Genomic DNA, 26,783 nt, shown 5'->3' on the forward strand with positions numbered 1-26,783 from the left:
TTTAGGCTGTTTTTTATTGTCTATTCATTTTGGGTGTAAAATTACAATTTTATTTCGAATCTGCAAGCGTTTTCCCTAACTTTTTTTCTTCTAAAGTGTCTTTTTAACACTATTTGTATGAAAACGTCTGTTTTTGTCTTATTTGGGACAAAAAAAACTGCAGTTAGCAAATACTAACTGCAGTTCCTTATATTATAATATAATGTATATATTAGCAAACCTTGTGAGAACCCTCAGAGATGATTACAGGGTAAATCTCTGGAGCATGACCATATTTGGCTGTGAACTTAGCTGTAACGTCCTCAACGAACTTGTCGTAGATATCGTCCTTTACCAGGTTGATGGTGCAGCCACCGAAGCCACCGCCCATGATACGGCTACCAGTAACACCGTTCTCCTTAGCAACATCGTTTAAGAAGTCGAGTTCCTCGCAGCTTACCTCATATTCCTTGCTCAAGCCGTGGTGAGTCTCGTACATCTTCTGACCTACTGTCTCGTAGTCGCCCTTCTCAAGAGCATCGCAGACAGCCAATACGCGGTCCTTCTCGCCCAATACGAAGTGAGCGCGGCTGTAATCCTCTTCGCCTACCTCAGCGCGAACCTCTTCCAACTGTTCCCATGTGCAATCACGGAGAGTTTCGAACTTAGCTTCTGGGTGCTTTGCTGCAATGTGCTTAACAACATTTTCGCAAGAGTTGCGGCGGTCGTTGTATGGAGAACCTGCCAACTCGTGCTTTACCTTAGAGTTTACCAGGCAGAGTTTATAGCCCTTAGGCTCGAATGGGAAGTATTCAAATTCGCGGCTGTTGCAATCGAGGCGCATCAACTTACCTTCCTTACCGAAAACAGAAGCAAACTGGTCCATGATACCGCAGTTAACACCTACATACTTGTGCTCAGTAGCCTGACCAGCGAGAACGAGATCCCATTTAGAAACCTTGTTGTCACCGAAAAGGTCGTTCAAAGCAAAAGCAAAACAGCTTTCAAGAGCAGCAGATGAAGACATACCAGCACCAAGAGGCACATCACCATAGAAAGCTGCATTGAAACCCTTTACGTCAACGCCCAAAGCCTTCATCTCCTGGCAAACACCATAGATGTAACGTGCCCATGAAGCGCGAGGACCTTCAGAATCATTAACCTTGAATTCTACACGATCCTTCAAGTCGATAGAGTAGAGCATGACGGTATCTGTTCCGTTAGGACGGATTTCTGCCATAATACCCTTATCTACTGCACCTGGGAAAACAAATCCACCATTATAATCGGTATGCTCACCAATCAGGTTAATACGACCTGGTGACATGTAGATGTTACCTGTTTTACCATCGAAATGCTTGATGAAGCGGCTTCTTACTTTTTCAATATCCATAATTAGTTAAGTTTTGTTGTGTTGTTACTAAAGATTTGTTTATATGATTTAGCCCCAAGACTATATATGTGCCTTAGGGCTAATTTATTTCGTGTTATTAATCAACAGGAATATCCTTGTTGATGTTCTTGCAACCAGCTATAGCATAGAAGAACATGTATGCCATACAGATGAGAGGCACAATGTAACTAGCCATATAGCCAGCGTTGTCTGCGATGAAGTTCTGTACCAATGGCATCAATCCGCCACCTACTACCATCATCATGAAGATACCTGAAGCCTGGGCTGTATACTTGCCAAGACCCTCAGTAGCAAGGTTGAAGATAGAAGACCACATGATAGAAGTGCAGAGACCGCAGAGTACCAGGAACATGGCAGCGATAGGCACTGTTACCATCTGGAATGATGTACCTGTAAATACAGGCATTTCTACTGTTGTTGACTTGCCGAGAAGTACGGCGAGGACGATAAAAATCATACCTGCACCATTGGCAATCATCATCATCATGCGGCTAGATACCTTGTCGGCAATAAAACTGGAGCAAAGACGACCAACCAGCATCAGGAGCCAATATGTACCTGCAACGAAACCACCGATAGCTGCTGCATTTGCCAAGGCTGTACCATTGATGAAACCACCACCATTTGCTGTTGTATCAGAAATGTAGAAGTTCAATGTTCCAGGAATGCCTACCTCAACACCTACATAAACGAAGATTGCGATAACGCCGAGGTTGAAGTGGCGGAAAGCCCATGGTGAATGCTCGAATACAGTCTTGTCTGTAGTCTTACCCATCTCTGGATCCTGGATAGGGATGAAGTTCAAGATAACGAATGCTGCTGCGAATACGGCAAGGGCAATGTAAAGCACGAGGTTCACATCTACCATTTTGGTATTAGCAGTAACTGTACCGATAAGGGCACCAACGAGCATTGGGGTTAAAGTACCAGATAAGCTGTTCAGTGTACCACCGATGAGATTCAGCTGGTTACCGCGGTTGCCACCACCACCGATAAGGTTCAACATTGGGTTTACAACGGTATTCAAAATACATACTGCGAAACCTGAGATGAACGCACCGAAGAGGTAAACGGCGAAGCCTGAGATGTCGGTACCGAACTTACCGGAAAGGAACTGGATGAGCACGCCTACGAATCCGGTAGCGATACCGGTGAGGGCTGTCTTCTTGTAACCGATCTTGGTGAGCAACTTACCTGCAGGGATACCCATGAAGAGGTAAGCCAAGAAGTTCATGGCGTTACCCAACATACCAATCATGTTAGCACTTCCGCTGTCAGCGAATACATTTTTCCAAATAACTCCGATAGGAGCAGCCAAATTCGTTACGAACGAAATCATGGCGTAGAGGAACATCATCGTGATAATGGCGATGATATTGCCATTTTTACTTTGGTTTTCCATTTTTTTTGATAGTTGATATTGTTATTTGTTATTATTATTTGCGAAAAGCTTGTTTATACTCTTTTTGAAGAGGTTATTGATTCTCTTTTATGGTAAAGAGGTTGCTACTCTTTTCTTCTAAGAGGTTGTTTCTTCTTTAAAGACGTTAAGACTTCTCTTTAAGATTGTTGTCGCGCTGGATGAGTTTTGTCATTCAAGCGCGAAAATGGAGCAAGTGCTGTTTAGAGTACCTGCTCCATGATTTATTCTGATTTATTTGTCAATTCCAAACTTATAGATTGTCTTCTGGGTGTATGTTTCACCCGGATTTAATCTGCAACTTGGGAAATAGGTGTGATTTGGAGTGTCTGGGAACTTCTGTGCCTCGAAGCAGACTGCACTGCGACGTGGGAATGTTGCACCAAACTGTCCTGAGATACCTGCAAGGAAATTACCTGTGTACATCTGCAAACCTGGTTCTGTGGTATAAACCTCCATGGTACGGCAGCTTACAGGGTCTTTTATACGGGCAGCGAAACTCAACTCGCCTTCTTCTGTCTTGTTCAATACATAGTTGTGGTCATAGCCCTGACCATTCTTGATCTGCTCGTTGTCTGCATTGATGTCCTGACCAATTGGCTTTGGTGTACGGAAATCGAATGGTGTGCCCTCAACCTTCAAAATTTCACCTGTAGGGATAGAATACTTATCAATAGGGAGATAGTAGTTTGCGTTTACCTCACAGATGATATTGTCAACTGTTGGGGTAGGATTAGCAATACCCTGGATTGAGAAGAAAGCGTGATGTGTCAGGTTGCAGATGGTTGTCTTGTTGGTTGTAGCCTGATACTTGATAACGAACTCATTGTCGTCGGTCAATGTGTAAGCTACCCAAACTGTCAACTCACCAGTGAAGCCTTCTTCACCATAAGGGCTCGTGTATTTCAACACGACAGCGCTATCACTCATGCGGGTTGCATCCCAAACTTTGGTGTGGAAACCTGTAGGTCCACCATGCAGGTGGTTGGGACCATCGTTGCATGCCAAATGATACTCCTTGCCGTGAAGTATGAACTTGCCTTCTTTAATACGGTTGCCATAACGACCGATGAGCACACTCAAGAATGGCTCTGGTGAGTTGATGACGTCCTGTATGTTGTCATGGCCTTGGATGAGGTTGGCATAGTTGCCATCCTTGTCAGGCATCATGATGGCTACGACTGCTCCACCATAGTTAGTCACTGCAACTTCGTTGCCTTGCTTGTTTCTTAACACGAAGAGATCAGTCTTCTTGCCATTCACTGTGGTCTGAAAATCTTCTCTTTTCAAACCACACTTATTTGCTGGTTCTGTATTCATAATATCTCACTTTTTTTTTAGTTACCTTACTTTGGTTTAAGTAATGTACTGCAAAGTAACTAAAAAAAAATGAGTATTACAAATATTTTATGAACTTTTTGATTTAAAAAATCCTAAAACGATTCTGATAGCAAATCGGCAACGACGTAACTTGATCCGCCAATAAAGATAAAATCATCTTTTTTTGCGTTTGCTTTTGCTTTGTTAAATGCCTGTGCGATAGTTTGATAGCATGTTCCGTTTAAGCCGTGCTTTTGTGCGTATCCGTATAATTTGTCTACAGGAATCGCTCTTTTGGTTGATGGCTGTGTCCAATAGAAAATCGTGCTTTCTTTTGGCAACTTTTCTAATAGTCCCATTACATGCTCTACATCTTTGTCGTCAACCATTCCGAAGACAATATGTTTCGTATCGGCTTTGACGGATGCAATCTGAGGTTCCAGATACTCCCATCCGGCAAGGTTATGTCCCGTATCACAGATGGTGAGAGGGTGCTCGTTGAGTTTTTCCCATCTGCCACGTAAGCCTGTCAGCTCGCATACATGTTCGAAGCCGTTCTTTATGCTTTCATCTTTGATTTTTATTCCTTCTTCCTTCAGGCATTCTACGGCTGCGGATATGGTGCAGAAGTTCTTTTTCTGATAGTTGCCTTTCAGTTCGAAGTTCGTGTCTGCGTCAGTTGTATGTGCAAAATGGATAGGAGAATTCTGCTCATGGGCTTTCTTGATGAATACAGGTTGGGTCTCTTCGTTCCATTCGCCAATAACGACAGGAATCTGTGGCTTGATGATACCCGCCTTTTCGCCTGCAATCTCGCCGAGTGTATTCCCGAGGAATTGGGTGTGGTCAAAACTGATGTTCGTGATAACGGATAGGATAGGAGTGATGATGTTGGTACTATCCAGTCTTCCTCCCAATCCAACTTCGATGACGGCAAAGTCTACCTTTTGTTCTGCAAAATACTGAAATGCCATCATGGTGGTCAGTTCAAAGAACGAAGGATGTAGCGGTTCGAAGAATTTCCGGTTGTTTTCTACAAAGTCGATTACATACTCTTCGCTTACCATCTCACCATTTACGCGAATGCGTTCTCTGAAATCTACAAGATGTGGAGATGTGAACAGACCGACCTTATAGCCCTGGCTCTGCAGGATTGCAGCAAGGGTATGGGATGATGAACCTTTTCCGTTGGTTCCTGCAATGTGGATACATTTATATTGGTTATGAGGATGTCCGAAGTGTTCATCCATTTTATACATCGTATCAAGCCCAGGTTTGTATGCCTTGGCTCCAATCTTTTCAAAAACCGGCGTGCTGGTGAAAAGATATTCAACAGTTTCTTGATAATTCATGTTATATGTTATACCTTATTATATATACAGATAATCCCCGAAAAGAGCGAACCGTTCTTTCGAAGATAGTTCGCCCTCTTCGGGGATTGCTCTTTACTGTTTATTTTTTAAAGAGATTCTTGAAACTTTCAAAGAGAGATTTCTTCTCTGCATTATCTGCTTTGAAATTATCGCATTCCTTGAATTTCACAACAAGATCCTTTTCTTCTTTGGTCAGAGAGGTAGGGATGAAAACGGTAATATTGACGATAATATCACCACGGCCATAACCATATCCCTGAATAGCCGGCATACCTTTGCCACGCAAACGGATCTGTTTGCCTGGTTGTGTGCCTGGTTCTATTTTGATCTTCGTCTTACCATCCAAGGTAGGGACTTCTACCTCGCCACCCAAAGTGGCAGTTGCAAAGTCAAGAACAAGATTATGGTATAAGTCCTGACCAACACGCTCGAAATCATCGTTCTTTTCTACGCTTACCATTACCTGTAGGTTTCCGTAGAGACCATTGTGCTTGCCTTGGTTACCCTTTCCTTCAACGGTAACAACCATATCGTTGTCGACACCTGCAGGGATATTGATTTCTACGAGTTCCTCGCCCTTCACGATTCCGTCGCCACCGCATTCCTTACATTTGTTCTTGATGATAGTTCCCTCACCGCCACACTTTGTACAGGCAGCCTGGGTTTGCATCATGCCGAACATGCTGCGCACCGTCTTTAAGACATAGCCGCTTCCATGACATTCCGGACATGTTTCTGGCTGGGCACCACCTTCGCAACCTGTTCCGTGACATGCAGAGCAAGTTACATCCTTGCGAATCTTGAAGCGCTTGGTAACACCTGTTGCTGCCTCTTGGAGAGTCAGTTTTACTCTTACGCGAAGGTCGCCACCCTGGTAAACCCGCTTCTGTGAGCCGCCACCGAATCCGCCTCCACCAAAGCCGCTGAAACCGCCGTGTCCGCCAAAGATATCTCCAAACATAGAGAAGATGTCGTTCATGTCCATGCTGGCACCACCGCCGAATCCGCCGAATCCACCTTGTGGGCCGTCGAAACCAAACTGGTCATACTGCTGGCGCTTCTGGGCATCGTGGAGAACTTCGTAAGCTTCGGCAGCTTCCTTGAATTTCTCTTCCGCCTCTTTGTTGCCAGGGTTGCGGTCTGGATGATACTTGATGGCTATCTTTCGATAAGCCTTCTTTATTTCGTCTTCTGATGCCGACTTGTCTACGCCCAGCACCTCATAATAGTCTCTCTTAGCCATTTGCTTATTTCAAATATTGAATTTTCTTGCAGAATTCTAATGGAATGTTCTGGATTTTGAAAAATAATTCTTGATATTTCTTTCTTACTGACCTACAGCTACCTTGGCATGGCGAATCACCTTGTCGTTCATCGTATAACCTGTCTGGACGCAGTCAATGATCTTTCCCTTCTTGTCATCGCCCATTCCTGGAACCATAGCAATAGCCTCGTGGAAATCTACATCGAAATCCTTGTCGTTGGTTTCAATCTTCTTTACGCCAAGACCTTCGAGTGTCTTTATGAACTTGTTGAAAATCATCTGGACACCTTCCTTGATAGCCTTAGGGTCTTCGCTCTTGTCAGCGATGGCACGCTCAAAGTCGTCGAGAATAGGCAGAATAGCAGCTACAGTCTTCTCACCGCCATTCAAAATCAGTTCTGCTTTCTCTTTGAGGGTACGCTTGCGGTAATTCTCAAACTCAGCTGTCTTATAGAGCAACTGTTTCTTGAGTTCCTCTACCTCTTGCTGTGCTTTTGTTAAAGGATCAATCTCTTCTGCCTTCTTGTCAGCAGCGTCTGTATTGTTGTCACCTTCTTCTGCCTTGTTGTCAGTATTCTGATTTTCCTCAGTATTTTCATTTTGAGTTGTCTGCTCATTATTTTCGTTCTGAACAGTCTCCTGAACGTTTCCGTCCTCTATATTGATTTCTTTTTCTTTTGACATAGTCTTAAATTTTTTAAACATGATAATTCTTGTTATTGGTTGCTTGACAAAAAGTGTGCCAACCCGATTCTCATCGAATTGGCACTATTAAATTATAAGATAATTTGTGGTTGCTGTTTAAAACAGCAGAATAACTTTCTGTTTAGAATCCGTACATCTTAGCCTTCTGCTCCTTGATAGCTTCATCGTAGATATACTCATCATAAGACATGAGCTTGTCGATGGTGCCTGATGGAGTGAGCTCGATGATACGGTTTGCCACGGTGTTGATGAATTCGTGGTCGTGGCTAGAGAAGAGGATATTGCCCTTGAAACCTACCAGGTTGTTGTTGAATGCCTGAATACTCTCCAGGTCCAAGTGGTTGGTTGGTGTATCAAGAATCAGGCAGTTGGCGTTCTGCAACTGCATGCGTGCAATCATACATCTCATCTTCTCACCTCCGGAGAGGACATTTACCTTCTTCAGTACTTCTTCGCCGCTGAAGAGCATTCTTCCGAGGTAGCCCTTCATGGCAACTTCGTTACCTGGACCATACTGGCTCAACCAGTCTACCAGATTCTTGTCGCTCTGGAAGAATTCTGTATTATCGAGTGGGAGATAAGCTGTTGTGATAGTAACACCCCACTTGTAGTCACCTGCGTCAGCCTTTCGGTTGCCGTTGATGATTTCGAAGAGTGCGGTCATCGCCTTAGGGTTGTGAGAGAGGAATACTACCTTCTCGCCCTTTTCTATGTTGAAGTTTACATGGTCGAAAAGCACTGTTCCGTCTTCGTCGCATGCTTTCAGTCCCTCTACCTCCAGAATCTGGTTACCTGGCTCACGCTCCATCTGGAAGATGATGCCTGGGTATTTACGGCTTGAAGGACGGATTTCTTCGACGTTCAGTTTCTCCAGCATCTTCTTGCGGGATGTTGTCTGTTTACTCTTAGCAACGTTAGCTGAGAATCGGCGGATGAATTCTTCCAACTGCTTCTTCTTCTCTTCAGCCTTCATCTTCTGGTTCTGAGCCTGGCGGAGAGCCAACTGAGAACTCTCGTACCAGAAAGAGTAGTTACCTGCAAACATCGTAATCTTACCGAAGTCGATATCTACGGTCTGGGTACTTACAGCATCGAGGAAGTGACGGTCGTGAGATACTACGAGTACGGTCTGTTCAATGTTGCTGAGATATTCTTCCAACCACTCAACTGTGTCGAGGTCGAGGTCGTTGGTAGGCTCATCGAGAAGGAGGTTGTCTGGGTTGCCGAAGAGTGCCTTTGCCAGCATCACGCGCACCTTCTCTGTATTAGAGAGTTCTCCAACGAGTTTGTCGTGGCGGTCTTCCTTTACACCGAGGTTCTGCAGAAGTTGTGCGGCATTGCTTTCAGCCTCCCAACCATTCATTTCTGCAAACTTGAGCTCCAGCTCAGCAGCGAGGTTACCATCTTCTTCTGTCATCTCTGGCTTAGCATAGAGGCGCTCGCGCTCCTTCATGTTTTCCCATAATGGCTGATGACCCATCAGAACGGTATCCATCACGCGGAAATCGTCATATTTGAAGTGGTCCTGTTCCAAGACAGAAAGTCGCTCGCCTGGTCCCATTTCTACTGTACCCTTGTTTGGTTCAAGGTCGCCGCTGATAGCGCGGAGGAAAGTAGATTTTCCGGCACCGTTAGCACCGATGATACCATAAATATTACCATGAGTGAACTTGAGGTTTACATCCTTGTAAAGCACTCTCTTTCCGAATTGGATCGCAAGATTTTGTACTGTAATCATCTTAATTTTATAAGTCCCTTATTATCAATTGTTTATAAATTCTTATTTTCTGTTACTTGCATATTGCTGACAAATACGTTTAGTATAGCTTATCACCATAAAGCGAACCCATGCCATCAATTTGGTTGTTTGAATTGAACTCAACTCTGCCGCATCTTACGGTATCGTAGTAGAATTCATTGCTCCTTATTACATAGAAGTAAAGCGTTGGCTTCATATATACATAGTAGAATGTGGATGGAGTAGAGCTGGCTGCATCGCTTCTCGTGCATGATATGGTGTTGTATGTCAGAAATGTCTTGTTCCAGTGCTGGCTTCCGTGACTTACTGAATACTGAGCATAGTATGACTTGCCGACCAAATCATTAGTCTTTGTGCATGGTTCGTCTTCAGACTTGGTGAAGCTCATGGTTTCTGTTTTCTTTCCTTCCCATCTGTCGTTATATGTAATGGTCATAGAAAGCTTGTTTGAGCTTAAGCTGTTCACAACATATTTCGTTTCGTTGCCGAAGTACTTGTTGCTTACGGTAATCGTGTCCCCTTTGATGCTATAATCTCCTTCATCAAGAAACTTGTTTGAGATAAGAGAAGCGTTGTGCTTGTCAGACGAGAATGAAACAAAGTAGTAGTTGCCTCCTCTCCATACTCCGACAATATTGTTGTCGTGAATCTTGTAGTTTGGCTTCTCTGCTCCAGGAATTGTTCCGTCATCATCGCTACTGCTGCATGATGTGAATGATGCTCCTGCAAGAAGTATCATTGCTGCTAATAATACCTTCTTCATAATCCTTATATATTATAATGTTATACTTCGATTCCGTTATCAGCAAGAATCTTCCTGAGAAGACGAATCTCACTGTCCTTAGACTTGATAGTCTCGTTCTGTGCATTGATGATCTGAATGAGCTGGGCATTCTTGTCTTTGAACGACTCCTCTTCACGCTCCTTGGCTCGTTCCGTTCCCGTAGTTATGTTTTGATTATTGTCACCAACGTTCCCGGCATTTATCAACTGCGCCATCGGTATGCCGTGCTTAAACGCCTCGTTGATGGACTCTTCTATCTTCTGATGCGTTTCGCCTAGCTGAATTACCATATTTCCATTCATACTACCGCTTCCATACTTTAGCCAGCTATAGCTAACCCCAAGAGAATTGCATATTTTACTAATCGTTCCCTCGGATATTGACAGCTTCCCGCTTCTCATCTTGCCGATGTTGTTTGTTCCTGTAGCCTTCATGAAGGCATTCTCGCTCATCTTCTTAATCTTGATGAGGTAATCTAACCTTTCTTGTACCGAATTTAATGTTCCCATAATGCTTCTTAGTTTTATATACGCAACTAAATCGACTCGAAACGTTAAAATTCGGTAATATACCGAAGTATTTTACCGAAACATTAGGTACTTTACCGAAGTTTTTGTACCTTTGCACTCGTTGACGGTCGAGTAACCAACAAAGCCGTTACAAACGGAGGCTTGTGCGACCGAAAGTACGTACTTTACATTGACACTGCAAATATACGACTTTTTTCGCATACCTCCAAATTTTTAATGAATTATTTAAGTAACAAAGATGAAAAAAGTTGCAAGAATAACAAAACAGGACATATTGGGCATCAAACCAGGAAAATTTGAAATCTTTCTGCTTGAGTCCGCAAAAGCAGTTCGGTCGGCAGTAACATACGCCTATCAGCTTGCTCAATACGAAGATTTGCCTAAAGGAGTGCTTAAGTACTCAACCTCGGCAGATTACAAGAACCATACAGCGATTATCACCGCTGTTCCGGTTGAGTAGTAAACTTTAAAAGATTAAAGTATGGAGGAAATCATAAAACTCGGAAGAACCGATACAATGACATCTCTCGAAATTGCAGAGATAACCGGGAAAAAGCATGCTCATGTGATGCGTGATATTCGCTCATTGATAGAGCAGGGAGTTAACGGATCCAACTTTGGATTGGTTCGTTATAAAGATAAAAAAGGAGAGGTGAGGCCAATGTTTGAGCTAACGCCAAAGGGTTGCTTGATTTTGGCGAGCGGCTATGACGCTTTGCTCCGTGAGAAAATCATAAATAAGCTTGAAGAACTTGAGAAGAAGAATCACCTGGAGCAGTATCAAGTACCTCAGTCTTTCTCTGAGGCCCTTATGCTTGCAGCAAAGCAGCAGGAGAAGATAGAGCAACAACAGCTTGCTCTAGAATCGAAGAATAAAGAGATTGTACAGCTCTCGGCCACAATCACCGAGATGCAGCCAAAGGTTAGCTATGTTGATACAATCCTTTCGTGCAAGGAGACCGTTACGACGACACAGATTGCTCAGGACTACGGTCAATCAGCAAAATCGTTCAATATCTTGCTGAGAAACTTCGGCATTCAGCATAAAGTTGGCGGTCAGTGGATTCTCTACGCAAAGTATCTCCCTTGTGGCTATGTTCAGTCAGAAACAGTTTCTATCACTCACCGTGATGGTAGTGTAGGTTCAGTAATGCACACAAAGTGGACTCAGAAAGGAAGATTATTCTTGTATAATGAGCTAAAGAAACATGGCATTATACCTACTATAGAAAAAGAATCCGTTAAAGATTAAACCTATGGTAGGAAAGAACCGAAGCAAGGTCGGTATCGACGTGGTGGAGAAAATCATCTCGTTGAAGGAAGTAGACCAGGAATTCCTGACCAATAAGACTATCCTGGCATACCTTGGCGGTGTTAGTAAGGAATACATAAAAGATTTGAGAGAATCGGGTGTTCTGCCTTACTATAAGGTGCGAAACACCATATTCTATAAGGTCTCTGATGTTCGAAAGATGGTAGAAAAGAATAGGATCATCTGCTAGCATTGGAAATAAGATGAATATTGGTATGGTTAAAGTTATAGGTTTGTTTCATTTGCTCGTGAGAGCATGTTGTTAGTTATTTTGTTTACGTCTACAGCGGTAGACACTTTGGGGCGATGTCTGTTCGTTTAGCTTCTTTCGCACCAAACCAGACTGAGTAGCTCAGTTGAATAGAGCAGGTTGATTCCTAATCACCGGGTCGCGAGTTTGAGCCTCGCCTCAGTCACACTCTTTTTTTTAGTTCCGTTTAGTAGTTGAATTCCTCTCTGACGGCGCAAAGGTAAGTCCTTATACCTTATAAAGTAGGTCGTTCGGGCAGCGACAATCTTGCGTCAGATGAGAGTTTCATTGAGCGGACATGGAAGATAGTTCTTTGACATGTTGATGCACAGAAATAGTATGCGTGTAAAAGAAGTAACTGGAGAGCATCAATGGATGCCGTGACCTGGCGAAAGGACGCACGACATACGAAAATCCAGCTAATCTGCATCAAGTAAGCAGACGGACTACACCGGAACGAAGAATTGTCGGTGCAAGCACTGCCGAAAACGTTGCAGTCTGGTAAATCCAAATGAAGTGAGAATTGCTCATTCATAAAATATAATCAAGAGGTTAGTAGTGTAACTGATGCACGGCGATAACAAAATGATACCGATCTTATCATCGCAAGAGGTTCTTCGTTGAGCCCTAGCCTCCAAAAAGTAATTCATTGTATTTCATATTCAAATTAATTCAATTAAAAATGCAGCTCGTCTGTGAAGATAGGCTGCATACATCGCAGGTTGGAGCAGTTGGTAGCTCGCTAGGTTCATGACCTAGAGGTCACAGATTCGAGTTCTGTACCTGCCACAAATGTTTATTTTTTAAGCTATAAATTGTTTACATGTGAAAAGATTGTTTTTTGCGTATCTGGGGTCTGAGAAGATAGGGTACGTCTATCTATTTTAGAATAGATTATTTTTTATTTCTGAGGAGAGTAGCTCAGTAGTAGAGCGCCAGGGGAAGGTTCCTTGGAGGTCGATGGTGCGAATCCATCCTCTCTTCCCAATTTTCTTTCATTTTTCAAGAATTTTGATTGGTTAACTTATGCGTCGCCCAGTAGCTCAACTGCATAGAGCCGCGGTTCTCTTTCCGCGAGGTTGGGAGTTGGAGTCTCCCCTGGGCTTCCCAAGTAGGTAAATTTCAAAAAATATTTTTTCATTAGCTGACAGAGGTCGGCACTTTTTCTTATAAGTCATTTATATTTAAATTTGAGTATTAATATCCTCTTGCTTGTGAAAGTAGGAGGTACAAGCCACATTAGCTCAGTTGGTCAGAGCAGTCCAAGATACCGACAGGTCGCAGGTTCGAGTCCTGCATGTGGCTCACTTAATTGTGAGTGCCATAAATTTACAGTTTTTGATTATCTTTGGGAGTGAGGGTGTCTATTGTCCCTCCTCCCTTTAACATTGACTTCTACTCCATCTCACAATAACCACGTGCAATCACCTCTCCTGCCTTGCGTGGTTGGCTAAACGGAGAGGTTTTACTATAGATGAAAGTTAAAAACATAATAAGAATCAGTAAGGAAAACATTAATGCTCTTCGGAATCTGGAATGCGTTGAAAACGTAGAACAGAACGGAAAGGACATTACTGTTCGCATTAAACCGAAATATACGGATGGTAGACTTGAAGCCAGAAAGGGTGAATATCTTATTCAGTGGGGTAATAAAATGTGGCAGAGGTATGGCTCTGATGCTATCAATCTGCTTTCCAAAAATCCCGGAGCGGAGGCCGGCAAGACATGGGACGCGTAGGTTCAAAGAAGTATTACGCTCCTGACGGGAACGAATACGATTCAAGAGAGGAGTATCTGTACTTGCAGACCATCCTCGATGATCCTGGTATAAGCTGCATACACAGACAGGTAACCATCACGGCCATCAACCCGGTATGGATGCTGAAACCAAAGCAGCTTAAAACTAAGGTCAAGTATGAGAGAAGGTCACTGCTTTACGGGCATAACTATACTGCCGACTTCGTTTACCGGGAAGGCGAGAAGATTGTGATATGTGATGTCAAGAGCCTCTATACCTCAAAGCTCAGAGAGTTCTCGATTACAACAAAGGCTGTGGTGGCAAGACTTATCGCTCACAATAGGAAACGTCATAACGGCGAGTCTGTTGTGATATTCCGTAAGGCTATCAAGATAAAGAAGAACGAGTGGAAAATCGTTGATTATCCACCGTCCGATTGCTATATTATATAATAAGGTATAAAACAAGAAGATATGGTTATTATTATCAATAGTCTCATAGCAACAGTAGCTATGTTCGCTGCATGCGCATTCGTCGCACATCTCCTTGGTTGGGATAAGGAAGACTAGTAGTTTAATTCTAAATATTTTAAATTATGGACAAAGACAAAATTATCGTCAGTGTAGTAATTGACAAGCAGGCTCTTGTTGGCAGAGCATTCGACATCTCGAAGAATCTTTCTGAGTTCAATGAAATCAAGAAGGTTATCGACGGCAAAAACCAGTTTACTCGTGATATCGACGAGATTGATGATGAAGGCAAGAGGGAGAATAATACGAACCTTTTCGCCGGCATCGCATTGGACATCATTCTCAGTGATAACCCGGAACTGGCAATCACCAAGCGCCTCAATTCGCTTGAGGACAAGAAGAACTCTTTCCTCGCTAAGATGAAGAAGCTCGACGAACTCCAGGAAAAAGTGAAAAACGGAGAGGTGCATGGCGCTGAAGGTTTCCGTGAGTTGTTGAAAATAATGGAGGAGGACGTGTAATGGGCGTAGTATCAAAGTACGGCAACCTGTATGATGTCAAGAAGAACATCATCTGCCACGCTCCTGTCACTTCTTCTCATTTCGAAAGTATTTTGCAGAAGGGCAATGTGCTTCCTATGATGAATGGCGTAACAACACCGGAATTGTTCGGAATTCACGCGGACAAGAAATTTAAGCGTGGACGCTGGCGCCGAGTATTAACACATTAATTCATATAACACAATGGCAAAAGAAAAAGCAACTATTTCAGCAACCCTCGGTCATGAGTATGAGGACCTGGAGGAGCGTGAGGATTTCCTCGCCAACAACGCGGACTCTGTTGAGAAAATGGAGTTCATCAAGCGATTCAACTCTGATGAGCTGATGAAGAAGAAGGACCTGTTCGCTCTTCAGTCTGCACGAGCATCTGACATCGAGGAGGAAATCAAGGATTTCCGTGAGCAGAAAAAGGCAGAGCTGAAGCCTATCAAGGAAGAGATTTCTTCTCTCCTTAAGGAAATCAAGCAGAAGGGTAGCATGGTTAACGAGAAGGTTTACAAGTTTGTTGACCGTGAAGCAAAGATGACTGCCTTCTATGACAAGGAGGGTAATCTTGTTTCTTCCCGTCCGGCAACACGTGACGAACTCCCTAGCAATGTATACTCAATTAACCGTGATCAGCAGGCTATGTAGTCTGCTTTCACATAGTTTCTAAATTCTAAAATATTTTGTAAAATGAACAATGAAAAATTGCAGATAGACCTCGCTCCTGGACAGGATCATGCGGAGATTGTTCTCCGTGAGGTAGGTAACGAGAACCCTTATAAGCTTCCTGCAAAGGAGCCTCTTAATCTTCAGGTAGACGGTGTTATTACCTGTATCTATGCCTTTCTTGAGAAGCGTTGGGGTACAGAGCAGATTGACAAAGAGCATACGCATATCCTGGTTAATCGAGAGAAGCTCGTTGTTACTCTTGTTACAAACGAGAATGATGAGCGCACTACACAGACAATTATCGGCTCTATTCAGCTGTCTCGTCAGTTTACGGGATTTCATATCAATGACGGTCAGTTGTGGAAACCGGTACAGCTTGGTGACTTTTTCCGACTCAACCGTTCTTTCTTCGAGACGAAGGAGAAGAACATGGAACTCGTCAATCTCCTCAAGAGCTTCTCGGCGAAGGTTCAGACAACAATCAAGAAGGAATACAGCGACAATGGTTCCGTGACTGACAACTATGAGAAGGCTGTAGACTCTAATCTTCCTCCATCGTTCACCATCAATATTCCTATTTTCAAGGGCGCAGAGCCTGAGAAGCTTTCAATCGAGACTATCGCTCACGTCGAAGGCAACATGGCATTACTGACGCTTATCTCTGCTGATGCAGAATGTATCATCGAAGAATCCCGCGACAAGATCATCAATACGGAGCTTGACAAGATTCGTAAGCTCTGTCCTGAGATTCCTATTATGGAAGTGTAATGACAGAAATGGATAACAGAATAGCAAAAATGCCCGCCAAGATGGCCTTTGCTGTACTTGACTTGCGTAAGGTGCATGCGTGCATCATGGAACTTCCACGAAGCAAGTCGGTACAGCTGGCCCGAAAGGCGGCATACCTCAACTACATTGAAGGTGAGGGTAGAAAACTCGGTAAGGTTCCACTTCATTATGAACGCCTTAATGAAAAGGGCGAAAGCGTGACGGTGGAAACTTACTTCAGATATTTAGATAGAGTTCATTAATTTCAAAATCTATACAAATGGATATAGAGCAGTTAAACAAAACGCCTCATAATCAGATTTGCGATTTGGCAAGAGACAGATTCATCGAGGTGTACAATCAGAAGTTCGGAGAGGGCGGAGAAGTATTCTTCGAAGAGCAGAAGGCATTCTTCAACGAAGAACTTCTCAATGGCTCGTTCAAGGGCTATCTTGAAAAGGCTCCATCACTGAATATTCATGATGCCTTCATGAACCTGGCAATTAACGGTTTGTCTCTCGAAAAGGGAACTACGACACTCTGTTACCTCATGGGCTACAGTAACTACGACAAGAATACCCGACAAACGAATTATACGGCCAAGATCACCTATACTGGATATGGAGAAATCCTTCTTCGCCAGCGAGCCGGTCAGATTGTTCGTTGTGACAATCCTGTAGTAGTTTACAATTGTGACGATTTTCGTTTCGGTGAACGAGACGGTCATAAGTACGTTGATTACGCAAAGACTTATCCTCGACCTGAAAATTCATACATCGTTGCTTGTTATGTGAAGATTATTCTTCCGAACAATGCCTACGATTACTTCGTTCTTGACCGTGAAGGTATTGACCGCTTGCGTGAGTATTCGGCTAAATTCGGCGGGAAAGACCGCAAGGCTAATGCCCTTTACGGAGGAAACTATGTCGGCAGCGATGGAAGAACGTACTTCAAGGATATTGATACAGGCTTCCTTATCTCGAAGACATGCAAGCATGCGTTCAAGGGCTATCCTAAACTGAAGGTTGGTCTGGGCGCTCTTTTGCAGGCCGATATCGACATGCAGACTCAGCAGAAACCGACTCAGGAAGCCTTTGGCGCCGGAGATACCGCACCGGAAGACAAAGGCGTCAAGGTAAAGGTTGACAGTGATTCACCATTTTAAAATTGTTATATATGGCAGAAAATACAGAATTGCAGTTGGTACAACAACAAGCCAACAATATTACAAGACAGATTGCAACGCTAAAATCTGATACGGAAAATGCGGTGCAAGCCAACAGGAAATCTTATGAGGCATGCGTGAATGCAGGTGAGTCTCTGTTGTTTGATATTGGCGTATCCGGAATGAACGATGCTCTTGACGAGAGAGCCGCTGAGTTTATCAAGAAAGCTAAACTGACAGAGAAAGCAATGACGGAGAAACGTAAGGGTGTTACCCAAGTGTTCGATATTGTCCGTAAGGGTTTTACTATGATGGAGAACCTTATCTCTATCAAGAACACCGATTCTGTTGTCTATAAGATTCAGGAGAAGCGCAACGAGTATGCGGCATACAAGCTTGAACAGCAGCGTAAGGCTGAGCAGGAACGCCTGCGCCAGGAGCGCATCAAGGAGGCCAAGATTAAGCTGAAGACTGATACGATTGATATCTTGAACAATCTCCTCACAGAGCATTCTTCTGCTGCTATCAACTCACTTAATAACACGTTCTCTCTTCTCACCCTTGACAACAAGGATGAAGTTAAGAAACGTATTACAGAGTGTTCTGATGTTCTTGACCTCGGACATCTGTTCGTTAATAACAAGCCTTCATACTCTTCCGAAATTGAGGAAAATGATGCAAAGGATATTATGAACGGCGCATACAAGGAGATTTCCGCATCGTTGCTTGCATCTTATAAGCAGACCGTAAATGCTACACGTGATGAGCTTCTTATGAAGTTTGATTCTAAGATTGCTGAACTTCTTGAAATCAAGAAGGCTGAGGAAGAGCGCAAACGTAAGGAGGAGGAAGCACGTAAGGCTGCTGAGGAGCGTAAGCGCAAAGAGGAGGAAGCACGTAAGGCTGCTGAGGAAGAGCGCAAGAAGCAGGAGGAGATTCAGCGTATCAAGGACGAGGCTGAACGCAAGCGCAAGGAGGCAGAGCGGAAAGCTGCCGAGGCTGAACGCAAGGCAAAGGAAGCCGAGCTGAAGGCTGCTGAGGAAGAGTGCAAACGTAAGGAGGCAGAAGCTGCCGCTGCTGAGGCTGAACGCAAGGCTAAGGAAGAGGCTATCCGTAAGGCTGATGAGGCCGCTAAGGAAGAGCAGCAGAGAAAGCTTGCGGCTGAGCAGGAGAAGCGTGATGCAGAGAATGCAGCCCAGCACGCTACTGCACAGGCTCAGTCGCTCTTCGCTCAGACTTCCGTTGGAGAAACCGGTAAGCAGAAAATCAAGGTAACAAAACGCCTTGTTGTTACCGACAAGAATGCCTGGCTCGACATCATCCAGCAGTGGTGGACGATTGAAGGCTCCAAGATGGCTCCTGACAAACTTGCTTCTAAGTTGGAATTCATGCGCAAGGCTTGCGAGAAACACGCAAACAGCGAAGAAGAGTATATCGTTTCTCCTTATATTAAATATGAGGATGAGGTAACGGCTAAGTAATATGGCGGAACAACCGTTTGACCCTTATTATTCTCGTGGTGAGGTCTCCAATTCGGACCTCACTGCGTTGAAATTTGCCCTGAACCCGCAGCTCAACTTCGTAAAGGAAGAGGATAAGAGAAAGGCTTTCCATCTCGGAACTCTCGTTGACGCTCTCGTTACCGAACCAGAAAAGTGCAATCATTACGCCATGACGGTCGATGACGAGAAATATACAGAGAAGGATTGGAAATGGGGGCTAGACCGGCTTGCTGTTCTGAAGAAACAGGCAACGAAGGATAGGTTCCTTGATTTCGTCCTGAAGAATGCGGTCGGTCAGAAAACATTCATCAATCCGCATATGAAGATGGAATACCAGGGCTTCGAGTTCGAGCTTCCTGTACGCTGCAAGTTCGACTGGTGGCTCGGCGAGTTCGGCGGTGATTTGAAGACTACCGCAGCTACGTCACAGGAGCAATTTGAGGCTCAGATCGATTTCGTCGATTGGGATAGAAGCCGTGCATGGTATATGGATCTTACGCACAGTTTAGACCCAAGATACGGAAACATGGACTTTATCTTTGCGGTCTCCAAGACCAAGAAGAAAGTATTCTACAAGAAGATTGAACGTGGTGACGAGTTGTATTTGCGTGGTAGGGAGAAGGCTCTTGAATGGGCTTTCCGCATGTGGTGTTTATTATAATTTATTATTATGTCAGATAAACCGAAATTATACGATTATCAAGAAGAAGGTGTGCGCATGGAGCTTGCCATGAAGCGCTGTATCAATGGCGATGACATGGGAACCGGTAAGACGGTTCAGTCTATCGTCGCCATTGAACGTGCAAAGGCAACTCCTTGCCTTGTTGTTTGCCCTGCCGCACTTAAGGTTAATTGGGAACGAGAGATAAAGAAGTTTACGAACCTCCGGCCTCTCATTCTTACCGATTCCGTCAATGCGACATACGGATATCATCTTACTAAGATGAACCTGTATGATGTAGTGATATGTAATTACGAGTCGCTCGCAAAATACTTCGTCGTAAGCCTCGGTCCGAAACCGTTACGGCTGAAAAACTTCCTGTTTCGTGATGAACTGAAGATTATCAAGTCTGTGATTATCGACGAGTCTGCAAGAGTCAAGGATCCATCAACAAGGCAGTCTAAAATCATCATGGGACTGTGCCAGGGTAAGGAGTATATCTATGAGCTTACAGGTACGCCCGTTGTCAATCACGCAACAGACCTGGCCTGCCAGCTTGCTATCCTCGGTCGTCTGAACGACGAGTTCGGAGGGTTTGGCGAGTTTTGTAACAGGTACGGTGAGAACGAGAATCTTGAAGAGCTTAACCGGAAGATACACGAAACGTGCTACTTCCGCAGAGAAAAGAAAGATGTTCTTAAGGATTTGCCGGATCTGACCAGAACGACCATCAGTGTCGCCCTCGACCCTGAAACGCAGGAAGAGTACGATACCTGTCAGAAAGACCTGCTCACGTTCCTTCTCGAATACAAGAGCTGCTCCGAGGAAGAGGCTAGGAAAAAGCTTAGAATGAAGGCTCTTGTCAGATTTATGAACCTTCGCTCGATATCTGGGCGAGGGAAGATGAAGGCGACTATAGAGTTTCTCCATGATACCGAAGAACAGATAATCGTATTTGCCGAGCATCGTGATGTCGTTAGTGCAATCAAGAAAGAGTTCCCGGATGAGGTTTGCACCGTAACCGGTTCCGATAGCCAGCAGCAGAAGCAGTGGGCTATCGATTCTTTTCAGGCTAGGAAAAAGAGAATCATCATCTGCTCCATCAAGGCAGCAGGCGTAGGCCTTACGCTTACGGCTTCTTCCAATGTGGTGTTCGTCGAGCTCCCATGGACGATGGCGGACTTGTCGCAGTGTGAATGCCGTGCCTATCGTAACGGTCAGAAGAATGCGGTTACATCATGGATTCTCATGGGTGCAAATACCATCGACGGCTATCTTTATAGCTTGATTATGCAGAAAGGCTCAATAGCATCAAAGGTTACAGGCGAACAGGACTCCGCTATCAAGGATGCAGCTTATTTTGACGAGCTGGCCGATTTGGTTTTACAAAATTCTTTAAATAAAAAATAATGGAAATTCAAGGAAAAGTTATTGCCGTTTTACCTGAAAGAAGCGGCGTCTCTGCAAGAGGTGAGTGGAAGTCCCAGACTTATGTAATAGAAACACAAGAGCAATATCCTAAGAAGATGGCCTTTGATGTTTTCGGAGCAGACCGTCTGGCTCAGTTCAACATTCAGAATGGTGAGGTTATTAACGTTAGCTTTGATATTGATGCACATGAATATCAGGGCAGATATTTTAATCAGATTCGTGCTTGGAATGTTACTAAGGTGTCACAACAAGCAGCACAACAAGCTATGGCAAGTTCTGCTAATGCTGCTGGCGTGGCAAACCCGACGAATCAGCAAAATCTGTTTCCACCTGAACAGCAGTCTGCACAGCAGCAAGCACAGCAACGAGGGAACTATGATGACCTTCCCTTCTAGTGTAGAATTAATCAAACGAGCATTCAACGCTTATGTGGTTCAACCTGAAAAATGTGTTTGAACTTGAAACGTTTAGGAAAAAAGTAGCCGAGTTGGAGAACAAAGGCGCGATGGTAGAGCTGAAAGAAAAACGTGGACGTTCTTTGAAGCAGAATGCCTATCTTCATTTGCTCCTATCTGCATTCGGTCTCCAATACGGCTACACTCTAGACGAAGTTAAGACACATTTCTATAAGCTGGTAGTGAACAAAGATATATTCCTCAGAGAAGGAATTGATAAATTTACAGGAGAATACTATAAGTATCTCCGTTCTTCTGCCGACCTTACGAAAGACGAAATGAGCAAATCAATTTCTGATTTCAAATCGTGGGCAAAAGAGGAAGCTGGATTTGATTTTCCTGATTCTTATGAATATATCGCACTACTTCATATTCAACATGATATAGAAAGACAACAAAATTACATACAATAAGCTTATGATGTTACCAATTAATATACGTCAGAAGTCTGGCGAGCTATTCCCGAATGACTTGGAAAAGCAGAAAATCTTTTGCATGGGCGCAGCGTTCTCGTTAGGCAAAGATTTATCAGACTTTGAGGAAGAAGGGCAGCAGGAGGAGATTTACCCTTGCCAGGAAGCTCTCGATATGTGGCTTGCATACAAGAGAGAGAAACGTCAGAAGTATCAACCTCGTGGTCTTGCGGCTCTTAAAAAGAAGCTTTTAAAGATGTCGAACGGAAATCCAGAATACGCAAAAGTTATCGTTGAGCATTCAATGGGAAACAACTATTCCGGGTTGTACGCTCCTAAAAATAATGGTGTGAATAGTTATGAACAACAGCAACGAACTTTCAACAAAATTAGTTCAATCCTTGCCGACTGAATGTAGCCAAGCGGTAGCAAAATATGGCAAACAATATGCGCTATTTTTGGATAAATATCCTACCCTGCAAAATCGGACAGATGCAATCACATCTGTATATGATTCTGTAGCTAGAGGCGGTATGTCGTTTGTTAGTATTGATAAGTACTTCAAAGAGGGTGCAAGCGAGTTTTGGATTAAGATAATGCTCATTGACTTGTTTATGGTTATTGGTGCTATTGATTCGACTACTCCTTATCAGTTCAAGGCTATGGCGCAGCGTATCAGACAAGAATACTATCACCTTACGCCTAGTGAACTTACTAGATTCTTTTATGAGTTTTCTATGGGCGAGTATGGCGAAATCTATGTAGGAAAGACAGTAAATCCTCAAAAACTTTTTATTGCTCTCGAAAAATACATGTGTAAGCTTTATGAAAAGAGAGCTGAAATTGATTCTCAGAAGTTAGCTGAGAAACAGAAAAAAGAAGATGAGGAATCTAGAAGAAATGCAATATCCTACGAAGAACATTGCCGCTTAAAGGGCGTTGATATTGAAAAATCACCTCTTGAAAAGCTAAAGAGAAAACTTGAAAAAGAATCAAAACGAGACCAAAATGGCAGACGTAAGTAAAATGGCAGAGGAATGGCTCAGTGAGCATCCTGATGCGACAAAGAAAGAAATATGGATGGCCGGTTATTGGCAATCTACCGATAACTGGTGCAACCGGACCAAGTAAATTTTAGAATTATGACACAGAAAGAACGTATCGAGAATGCTACCACAAAGCAAGCGGTAGTGTTCATCTGGATCTATTCCTGGGTTATTGTGAGAAACCTGGGAAGAGCAATCAACAAGGCAGTACACAAGCTGCCTTGGTTGTTCATCGTGGTAACGGTAGTAATATCATTTATCGTTAGCTTTATCTTTATCTCTAAGGCTAGGGCAGAACGAGATAGCTACAATCAAAAACTAGTTCACGCAACACGGCAACTTGATAGCTATGTGGCTGTATACGGAAACATTAAATCAAAGTAAATATGAAGAAATACAAACATACAATAGTGATGATCCTGCTTGTTATCGCAGCAATTATCGCAGGCTACGGATTTATCTGTTTCATGGTTGAACACATTTTCCTTTCGCTTCTGATGCTGTTCTGTATCAGCTGCGCATTGGCAGTAAAGAAGGAGGTGTAGGAATGTCGGCATATAATTTCACACCAAAAGGAGCATTCTTCATCAACTACAAGGATCCGGACAGGGAAACAGTAGACCATATCACTTCGCTCTATTACCTCATTATCGGTTCTCTCGCTACAATCACACAGACGGCAATCAAAGACTTGCACGACAATCTCAGTGAGAGGAAGGACCTGTTTAAGCATGAACTTAAGTATCGCATAAAGGAGGCATTCTCCCGTTCAGAGACTCTTATAGGTATATTCAAAAAGTATACTACCGAGATTTCGCAGTACGAGCTCTGGCTTGATATTACAGACAGCATGGAGGAAGACCTGAAGATTGATATACAGAGACTCTTCTACACGACCGATAATATTCTTCTGAAGAACAACATCAAAGAACACAAGCTTCAGGCGTATGCATGCGTAGCCTACAACCTGTCAATCATGCTGCACGATATGTGTACGAAGTTTGATGACGTTATGAGTGAACGCGGCATCAGTTCTGGCAGCATAAGACCTTGCGGAGAATTTATACAGTCTATGTATGGTATGTATGCCTCGATGAGAGAGGTTGCCAGGATCCTTATACCTGATAAGGATGCTGAATACTTCAAGGAAGGCGGTCAGATTTACAGGGCTTTGCAGGTGGTTGCAATGAAGGTATGCAATCCGGAAAGGATAGACAACGCTGCCGACGAAGGACTGAAGCTTAATGGCGTTGACTATCATGGTGAAGAACACCAGAATAACGCATTCCTTCCTTGGAACGGCATCCAGGTTAACTTCCTGGCACGCAACTTCGATAAAATGTCTGATGAAGAACTTGCAAAGGCTCTAGGACGATCTGTTGGTGCAGTAAAGGCAAAAATGAGACAACTTAAACTAAAACGTAATAACGATTAGGAGGTGTAATTATGGAAGATTTGCCTGTAGGCGCAGAAGTCACATTAAAGGTGGTTGAGACCATGGAAGCCGATTGTAGCGGTTGTTTCTTTTATGAAATTGCAAACTGTATCAATATAGACATGTGTAATCGAATCAAGTGCGCATCAAATGAGCGAAAAGACGGAAAGAATGTTCAATTCAAAAGAATAAAGTAATATGGCTACAGCAAATTTTGAATAATACAACTTCCACGACACAGAATGAGCGAAAGTAAGTCAAGGCTTTATGCCCATATACCTTCTTAGCCCCAGCACAATACTGGTCGTGGAGGTCATTTTAAAACTTAATAATATGATAGATAAGAAAATAGAAGAAGCCAAGGAAGAAATCTATGAAGATAGATTTCTGTTAAATGGTGAAGAAGTAGTCTTCGACAATGATACTAAAGAGGAAATGTTCTACAAAGAGGACATCAAAGAAGCTATTGGACTAGGTGCTAAGTTTGCTATCAATGAGTTTATTAAAGACTTGTGGCATGCTATTGATGAAAATCCCAAAAAGTACCATAAATGTTTGGTAGAAGTTGTGTATCATAGACCACTCAACATGACGGATGAGATAGACTATGTTACTTCGCACCTAACCAACTTTGGTTGGGATGAATCTAGTTTTAAGCGCAGCGACTATACTATCAAGAGGTGGATATATATTGACAATTTACTGAAAGGATGCAACCATGATTAAGCCAGTTACTATGTACTCTGTCGTTTGTGACAGATGTGGAAAGACCTTCATTGAAGAGTTTAATGGCATTGGGGCTTGGTTGGACGAAGGAACTGCAAAAGAGCAAGCAATGGAAAGCGAATGGGCAGAGATAGGCAATAAACACTACTGCCCAGATTGCTATGAGTTTGACGATGAGTTAGATGAGTACGTTCCTAAAAAGAAAGGAGGAAGCAATGAAAGAGCTTAAAGATTTGGTGGCTGGTGATGATGTTCTAGTTATAAGTAGGTATTATAGACGTATCGCCAAGGTTGATAAAGTGACAAAGACTCAAATTATTGCTAATAACACTAGATTTAGGAGAGATTCTGGCTGGCAATATGGTGGCGATAGCTGGAATAGGAAAAGTATATCTGTTCCTACAGAAAAGGAAATATCAGATATTAAAGAAGAGAATCTTCGTAATAATCTCGTCTACGCTATCAGTTCTTTTGATTTCAAACGCTTATCAACAGATGAGCTAAAACAAGTGTACAATATTGTAAAAGGCAAAGAAAAATGAAAAAGAATAAACACTCATTAAAGATAAGTCGTAGCTACTTTGGCGAAACTACCCTTGATGGTTATCCTATAGATACATATTCTAATGATGAATTGAAGATTCTAAAGAACCTGCTAACAAAGGTTTTGGGTGAAGTAAATGAATATATAAAAGACCAGGCGTATGAAAGAGTTTAAAGTTGGAGAACGATTTATTATTCCAGATGGCGATGATGGATATTTGATTGAAGTTCAAGAACGAGACCGCCATTCTTTATGTGATGGATGTTTTTTTGATGATTTTACCTGTATAAATATAGGATATGGATATTGTGATTTTGAGAGACGCTCAGACCATAAAAATGTAATCTTTAAAGAAGTTAAGGAAGTAAAGGAGTAAAGCGTATGAAACATAAGTTGAGAATGATATGGCGAATCCTCCGTGACAGACAGGTTGTAGTAATAACCGAAGACCACGGAAGAATGTACTATAATTGGGACACAAGAAGTCTCGAAGATGTTTGCCAAATGTGTTGTGAGACATTTGATAAAGCTAAAGAAATGTTGGATAAAAAGTAAAGAGATATGTTGTACGAAGCAAAAAAGGGAAGTAAGGCTTACGAATACATTAAAGGTATTCTCGAAGCCGAATTTGAAGAGCATCAAGCCTACATGAAACGAGTAGAAGAAGCCGTAGGATTTGAGTTTGAAAAATATCAGGGCTATCAGCCTAACAGAACCCTCACAAGAGTGTATGAGATTACTGCTATATGGGTTCATTCTGAGCGTTACGATACGCTAGATAAGAAGGTGTGGAAGAAGATAGACGGTGTAAAATTGGAGGATGGTTACTATGTAGCTATTGCTCCTAATAAACGATATAAGCAAGGCAAGGCAATAGCCTCCGCTCTTCTCTCCTATAAATCAGTTACTAACCATTTCAAGGTAATGAAGGAACTGAATATAGAAGTCTCTCAAGTTAGCCGTTTCTCTATTACTCAGCTCCTCCGTCACAAAGACCGCATTTTCGTTTACTTTGATGACAGCATCCGAGCTGAGAAGTACAATCCTGATTTCAAGGAAATCACGATAGGTGAGTATGAGGATTTCATTAATAGCAAAGATTAAA

The 26,783-nt window shown here is 43.0% G+C and carries 36 protein-coding genes, 4 tRNA genes and 1 pseudogene; 32 read left to right on the top strand and 9 right to left on the bottom strand.

What is annotated here, in order from left to right:
- Positions 1-211: 211 nt before the first annotated feature.
- The 9 genes from galK to KUA46_RS03445 all read right to left on the bottom strand — a co-directional run bounded on the left by galK (position 212) and on the right by KUA46_RS03445 (position 10,527).
- Entirely contained in the window at positions 212-1,372 is a 1,161-nt protein-coding gene (gene galK / locus KUA46_RS03405; protein ID WP_153113786.1) for a galactokinase, read from the bottom strand.
- Between the two features lie 97 nt (positions 1,373-1,469).
- Positions 1,470-2,795: an MFS transporter gene (locus tag KUA46_RS03410; protein WP_217325862.1), complete on the bottom strand. Its 1,326-nt coding sequence runs from the start codon at positions 2,793-2,795 to the stop codon at positions 1,470-1,472.
- 252 nt (positions 2,796-3,047) lie between these two features.
- The gene (locus KUA46_RS03415; protein ID WP_006846772.1) at positions 3,048-4,133 is read right to left on the bottom strand and encodes an aldose epimerase family protein; all 1,086 of its coding nucleotides are present in this window, start codon (positions 4,131-4,133) and stop codon (positions 3,048-3,050) included.
- A gap of 113 nt (positions 4,134-4,246) precedes the next feature.
- Positions 4,247-5,485 carry a bifunctional folylpolyglutamate synthase/dihydrofolate synthase gene (locus KUA46_RS03420; protein WP_217325861.1) on the bottom strand — a complete coding sequence of 413 codons (1,239 nt, stop codon included), beginning with the start codon at positions 5,483-5,485 and terminating at the stop codon, positions 4,247-4,249.
- A gap of 100 nt (positions 5,486-5,585) precedes the next feature.
- Positions 5,586-6,749, bottom strand: coding sequence for a molecular chaperone DnaJ (dnaJ, locus tag KUA46_RS03425; protein ID WP_022122110.1), 1,164 nt, complete (start codon positions 6,747-6,749; stop codon positions 5,586-5,588).
- Between the two features lie 84 nt (positions 6,750-6,833).
- Positions 6,834-7,454, bottom strand: coding sequence for a nucleotide exchange factor GrpE (locus tag KUA46_RS03430; protein ID WP_218487568.1), 621 nt, complete (start codon positions 7,452-7,454; stop codon positions 6,834-6,836).
- 142 nt (positions 7,455-7,596) lie between these two features.
- The gene (locus tag KUA46_RS03435) at positions 7,597-9,213 is read right to left on the bottom strand and encodes an ABC-F family ATP-binding cassette domain-containing protein (RefSeq protein WP_218487567.1); all 1,617 of its coding nucleotides are present in this window, start codon (positions 9,211-9,213) and stop codon (positions 7,597-7,599) included.
- A 79-nt stretch (positions 9,214-9,292) separates the two neighbouring features.
- Positions 9,293-9,997: a hypothetical protein gene (locus tag KUA46_RS03440; protein ID WP_153137928.1), complete on the bottom strand. Its 705-nt coding sequence runs from the start codon at positions 9,995-9,997 to the stop codon at positions 9,293-9,295.
- 20 nt (positions 9,998-10,017) lie between these two features.
- Positions 10,018-10,527, bottom strand: a complete 510-nt coding sequence (locus tag KUA46_RS03445; protein WP_153137930.1) for a helix-turn-helix domain-containing protein — start codon at positions 10,525-10,527, stop codon at positions 10,018-10,020.
- 259 nt (positions 10,528-10,786) lie between these two features.
- Here KUA46_RS03445 and KUA46_RS03450 point away from each other — a divergent pair, with 259 nt between their 5' ends.
- The 32 genes and pseudogenes from KUA46_RS03450 (at position 10,787) to KUA46_RS03605 (ending at position 26,782) form a co-directional block, all read left to right on the top strand.
- Positions 10,787-11,008, top strand: coding sequence for a hypothetical protein (locus tag KUA46_RS03450; RefSeq protein ID WP_153137932.1), 222 nt, complete (start codon positions 10,787-10,789; stop codon positions 11,006-11,008).
- A gap of 21 nt (positions 11,009-11,029) precedes the next feature.
- Entirely contained in the window at positions 11,030-11,800 is a 771-nt protein-coding gene (locus KUA46_RS03455) for a phage regulatory protein/antirepressor Ant (protein WP_153137934.1), read from the top strand.
- A 4-nt stretch (positions 11,801-11,804) separates the two neighbouring features.
- Entirely contained in the window at positions 11,805-12,050 is a 246-nt protein-coding gene (locus tag KUA46_RS03460) for a helix-turn-helix domain-containing protein (RefSeq protein WP_153137936.1), read from the top strand.
- A gap of 151 nt (positions 12,051-12,201) precedes the next feature.
- Positions 12,202-12,276: transfer RNA gene (locus tag KUA46_RS03465), tRNA-Arg, on the top strand.
- A 550-nt stretch (positions 12,277-12,826) separates the two neighbouring features.
- A tRNA-Met gene (locus KUA46_RS03470) sits at positions 12,827-12,899 on the top strand.
- 121 nt (positions 12,900-13,020) lie between these two features.
- A pseudogene (locus KUA46_RS03475) lies at positions 13,021-13,097 on the top strand.
- Positions 13,098-13,142: 45 nt separating this feature from the next.
- Positions 13,143-13,216 (top strand) — tRNA-OTHER (locus tag KUA46_RS03480).
- A gap of 127 nt (positions 13,217-13,343) precedes the next feature.
- Positions 13,344-13,415, top strand: a tRNA-Ser gene (locus tag KUA46_RS03485).
- 420 nt (positions 13,416-13,835) lie between these two features.
- Entirely contained in the window at positions 13,836-14,300 is a 465-nt protein-coding gene (locus KUA46_RS03490; RefSeq protein ID WP_153137940.1) for a DUF1064 domain-containing protein, read from the top strand.
- 143 nt (positions 14,301-14,443) lie between these two features.
- Positions 14,444-14,839, top strand: a complete 396-nt coding sequence (locus tag KUA46_RS03495; RefSeq protein ID WP_153137942.1) for a hypothetical protein — start codon at positions 14,444-14,446, stop codon at positions 14,837-14,839.
- The gene (locus KUA46_RS03500; protein WP_153137944.1) at positions 14,839-15,048 is read left to right on the top strand and encodes a hypothetical protein; all 210 of its coding nucleotides are present in this window, start codon (positions 14,839-14,841) and stop codon (positions 15,046-15,048) included. Before KUA46_RS03495 ends, KUA46_RS03500 begins: the two co-directional genes overlap by 1 nt.
- Positions 15,049-15,061: 13 nt before the next feature.
- On the top strand, positions 15,062-15,511 hold the full coding sequence (locus tag KUA46_RS03505) for a hypothetical protein (protein WP_153080435.1): 450 nt from the start codon (positions 15,062-15,064) through the stop codon (positions 15,509-15,511).
- Positions 15,512-15,553: 42 nt separating this feature from the next.
- Positions 15,554-16,300, top strand: a complete 747-nt coding sequence (locus tag KUA46_RS03510) for a hypothetical protein (protein ID WP_218487566.1) — start codon at positions 15,554-15,556, stop codon at positions 16,298-16,300.
- 8 nt (positions 16,301-16,308) lie between these two features.
- Positions 16,309-16,563: a hypothetical protein gene (locus KUA46_RS03515; protein ID WP_153080437.1), complete on the top strand. Its 255-nt coding sequence runs from the start codon at positions 16,309-16,311 to the stop codon at positions 16,561-16,563.
- A 17-nt stretch (positions 16,564-16,580) separates the two neighbouring features.
- Positions 16,581-17,465, top strand: a complete 885-nt coding sequence (locus KUA46_RS03520) for a hypothetical protein (protein ID WP_334670722.1) — start codon at positions 16,581-16,583, stop codon at positions 17,463-17,465.
- A gap of 11 nt (positions 17,466-17,476) precedes the next feature.
- Positions 17,477-18,946 (top strand): hypothetical protein, encoded by a 1,470-nt coding sequence (locus KUA46_RS03525; protein WP_218487564.1) that lies wholly within the window; start codon positions 17,477-17,479, stop codon positions 18,944-18,946.
- Position 18,947: 1 nt separating this feature from the next.
- Complete coding sequence (locus KUA46_RS03530) at positions 18,948-19,628, top strand: PD-(D/E)XK nuclease-like domain-containing protein (RefSeq protein ID WP_218487563.1); 681 nt, start codon at positions 18,948-18,950, stop codon at positions 19,626-19,628.
- Between the two features lie 9 nt (positions 19,629-19,637).
- Positions 19,638-21,038, top strand: a complete 1,401-nt coding sequence (locus KUA46_RS03535) for a DEAD/DEAH box helicase (RefSeq protein ID WP_177356646.1) — start codon at positions 19,638-19,640, stop codon at positions 21,036-21,038.
- The gene (locus tag KUA46_RS03540; protein WP_218487562.1) at positions 21,038-21,454 is read left to right on the top strand and encodes a DUF3127 domain-containing protein; all 417 of its coding nucleotides are present in this window, start codon (positions 21,038-21,040) and stop codon (positions 21,452-21,454) included. The genes KUA46_RS03535 and KUA46_RS03540 overlap by 1 nt, the downstream gene beginning before the upstream one ends.
- Before the next feature lie 53 nt (positions 21,455-21,507).
- Positions 21,508-21,927 carry a hypothetical protein gene (locus tag KUA46_RS03545; protein ID WP_434725808.1) on the top strand — a complete coding sequence of 140 codons (420 nt, stop codon included), beginning with the start codon at positions 21,508-21,510 and terminating at the stop codon, positions 21,925-21,927.
- A gap of 4 nt (positions 21,928-21,931) precedes the next feature.
- Complete coding sequence (locus tag KUA46_RS03550; protein WP_218487560.1) at positions 21,932-22,339, top strand: hypothetical protein; 408 nt, start codon at positions 21,932-21,934, stop codon at positions 22,337-22,339.
- Positions 22,287-22,952 (top strand): hypothetical protein, encoded by a 666-nt coding sequence (locus KUA46_RS03555; protein WP_218487559.1) that lies wholly within the window; start codon positions 22,287-22,289, stop codon positions 22,950-22,952. The genes KUA46_RS03550 and KUA46_RS03555 overlap by 53 nt, the downstream gene beginning before the upstream one ends.
- Positions 22,936-23,058 (top strand): hypothetical protein, encoded by a 123-nt coding sequence (locus KUA46_RS03560; RefSeq protein ID WP_256625074.1) that lies wholly within the window; start codon positions 22,936-22,938, stop codon positions 23,056-23,058. Before KUA46_RS03555 ends, KUA46_RS03560 begins: the two co-directional genes overlap by 17 nt.
- Positions 23,059-23,069: 11 nt before the next feature.
- Positions 23,070-23,357, top strand: a complete 288-nt coding sequence (locus KUA46_RS03565; protein WP_218487558.1) for a hypothetical protein — start codon at positions 23,070-23,072, stop codon at positions 23,355-23,357.
- 2 nt (positions 23,358-23,359) lie between these two features.
- Positions 23,360-23,518, top strand: a complete 159-nt coding sequence (locus tag KUA46_RS03570; protein ID WP_218487557.1) for a hypothetical protein — start codon at positions 23,360-23,362, stop codon at positions 23,516-23,518.
- A gap of 2 nt (positions 23,519-23,520) precedes the next feature.
- The gene (locus KUA46_RS03575; protein WP_153137968.1) at positions 23,521-24,408 is read left to right on the top strand and encodes a hypothetical protein; all 888 of its coding nucleotides are present in this window, start codon (positions 23,521-23,523) and stop codon (positions 24,406-24,408) included.
- Between the two features lie 333 nt (positions 24,409-24,741).
- Entirely contained in the window at positions 24,742-25,134 is a 393-nt protein-coding gene (locus KUA46_RS03580; protein ID WP_153137970.1) for a hypothetical protein, read from the top strand.
- A complete protein-coding gene (locus tag KUA46_RS03585) occupies positions 25,127-25,363 on the top strand; it encodes a hypothetical protein (RefSeq protein ID WP_153137972.1) in 237 nt (78 codons plus the stop codon). The genes KUA46_RS03580 and KUA46_RS03585 overlap by 8 nt, the downstream gene beginning before the upstream one ends.
- Complete coding sequence (locus KUA46_RS03590) at positions 25,350-25,676, top strand: beta barrel domain-containing protein (protein ID WP_153137974.1); 327 nt, start codon at positions 25,350-25,352, stop codon at positions 25,674-25,676. The genes KUA46_RS03585 and KUA46_RS03590 overlap by 14 nt, the downstream gene beginning before the upstream one ends.
- Positions 25,673-25,852: a hypothetical protein gene (locus tag KUA46_RS03595; RefSeq protein ID WP_153137976.1), complete on the top strand. Its 180-nt coding sequence runs from the start codon at positions 25,673-25,675 to the stop codon at positions 25,850-25,852. The genes KUA46_RS03590 and KUA46_RS03595 overlap by 4 nt, the downstream gene beginning before the upstream one ends.
- Positions 25,839-26,054, top strand: a complete 216-nt coding sequence (locus KUA46_RS03600; RefSeq protein ID WP_153137978.1) for a hypothetical protein — start codon at positions 25,839-25,841, stop codon at positions 26,052-26,054. Before KUA46_RS03595 ends, KUA46_RS03600 begins: the two co-directional genes overlap by 14 nt.
- Positions 26,055-26,239: 185 nt before the next feature.
- Positions 26,240-26,782 (top strand): hypothetical protein, encoded by a 543-nt coding sequence (locus tag KUA46_RS03605; RefSeq protein WP_153137979.1) that lies wholly within the window; start codon positions 26,240-26,242, stop codon positions 26,780-26,782.
- Position 26,783: the final 1 nt, after the last annotated feature.

This window comes from Segatella copri (genome assembly GCF_019249765.2).
Taxonomy (GTDB): domain Bacteria; phylum Bacteroidota; class Bacteroidia; order Bacteroidales; family Bacteroidaceae; genus Prevotella; species Prevotella copri_K.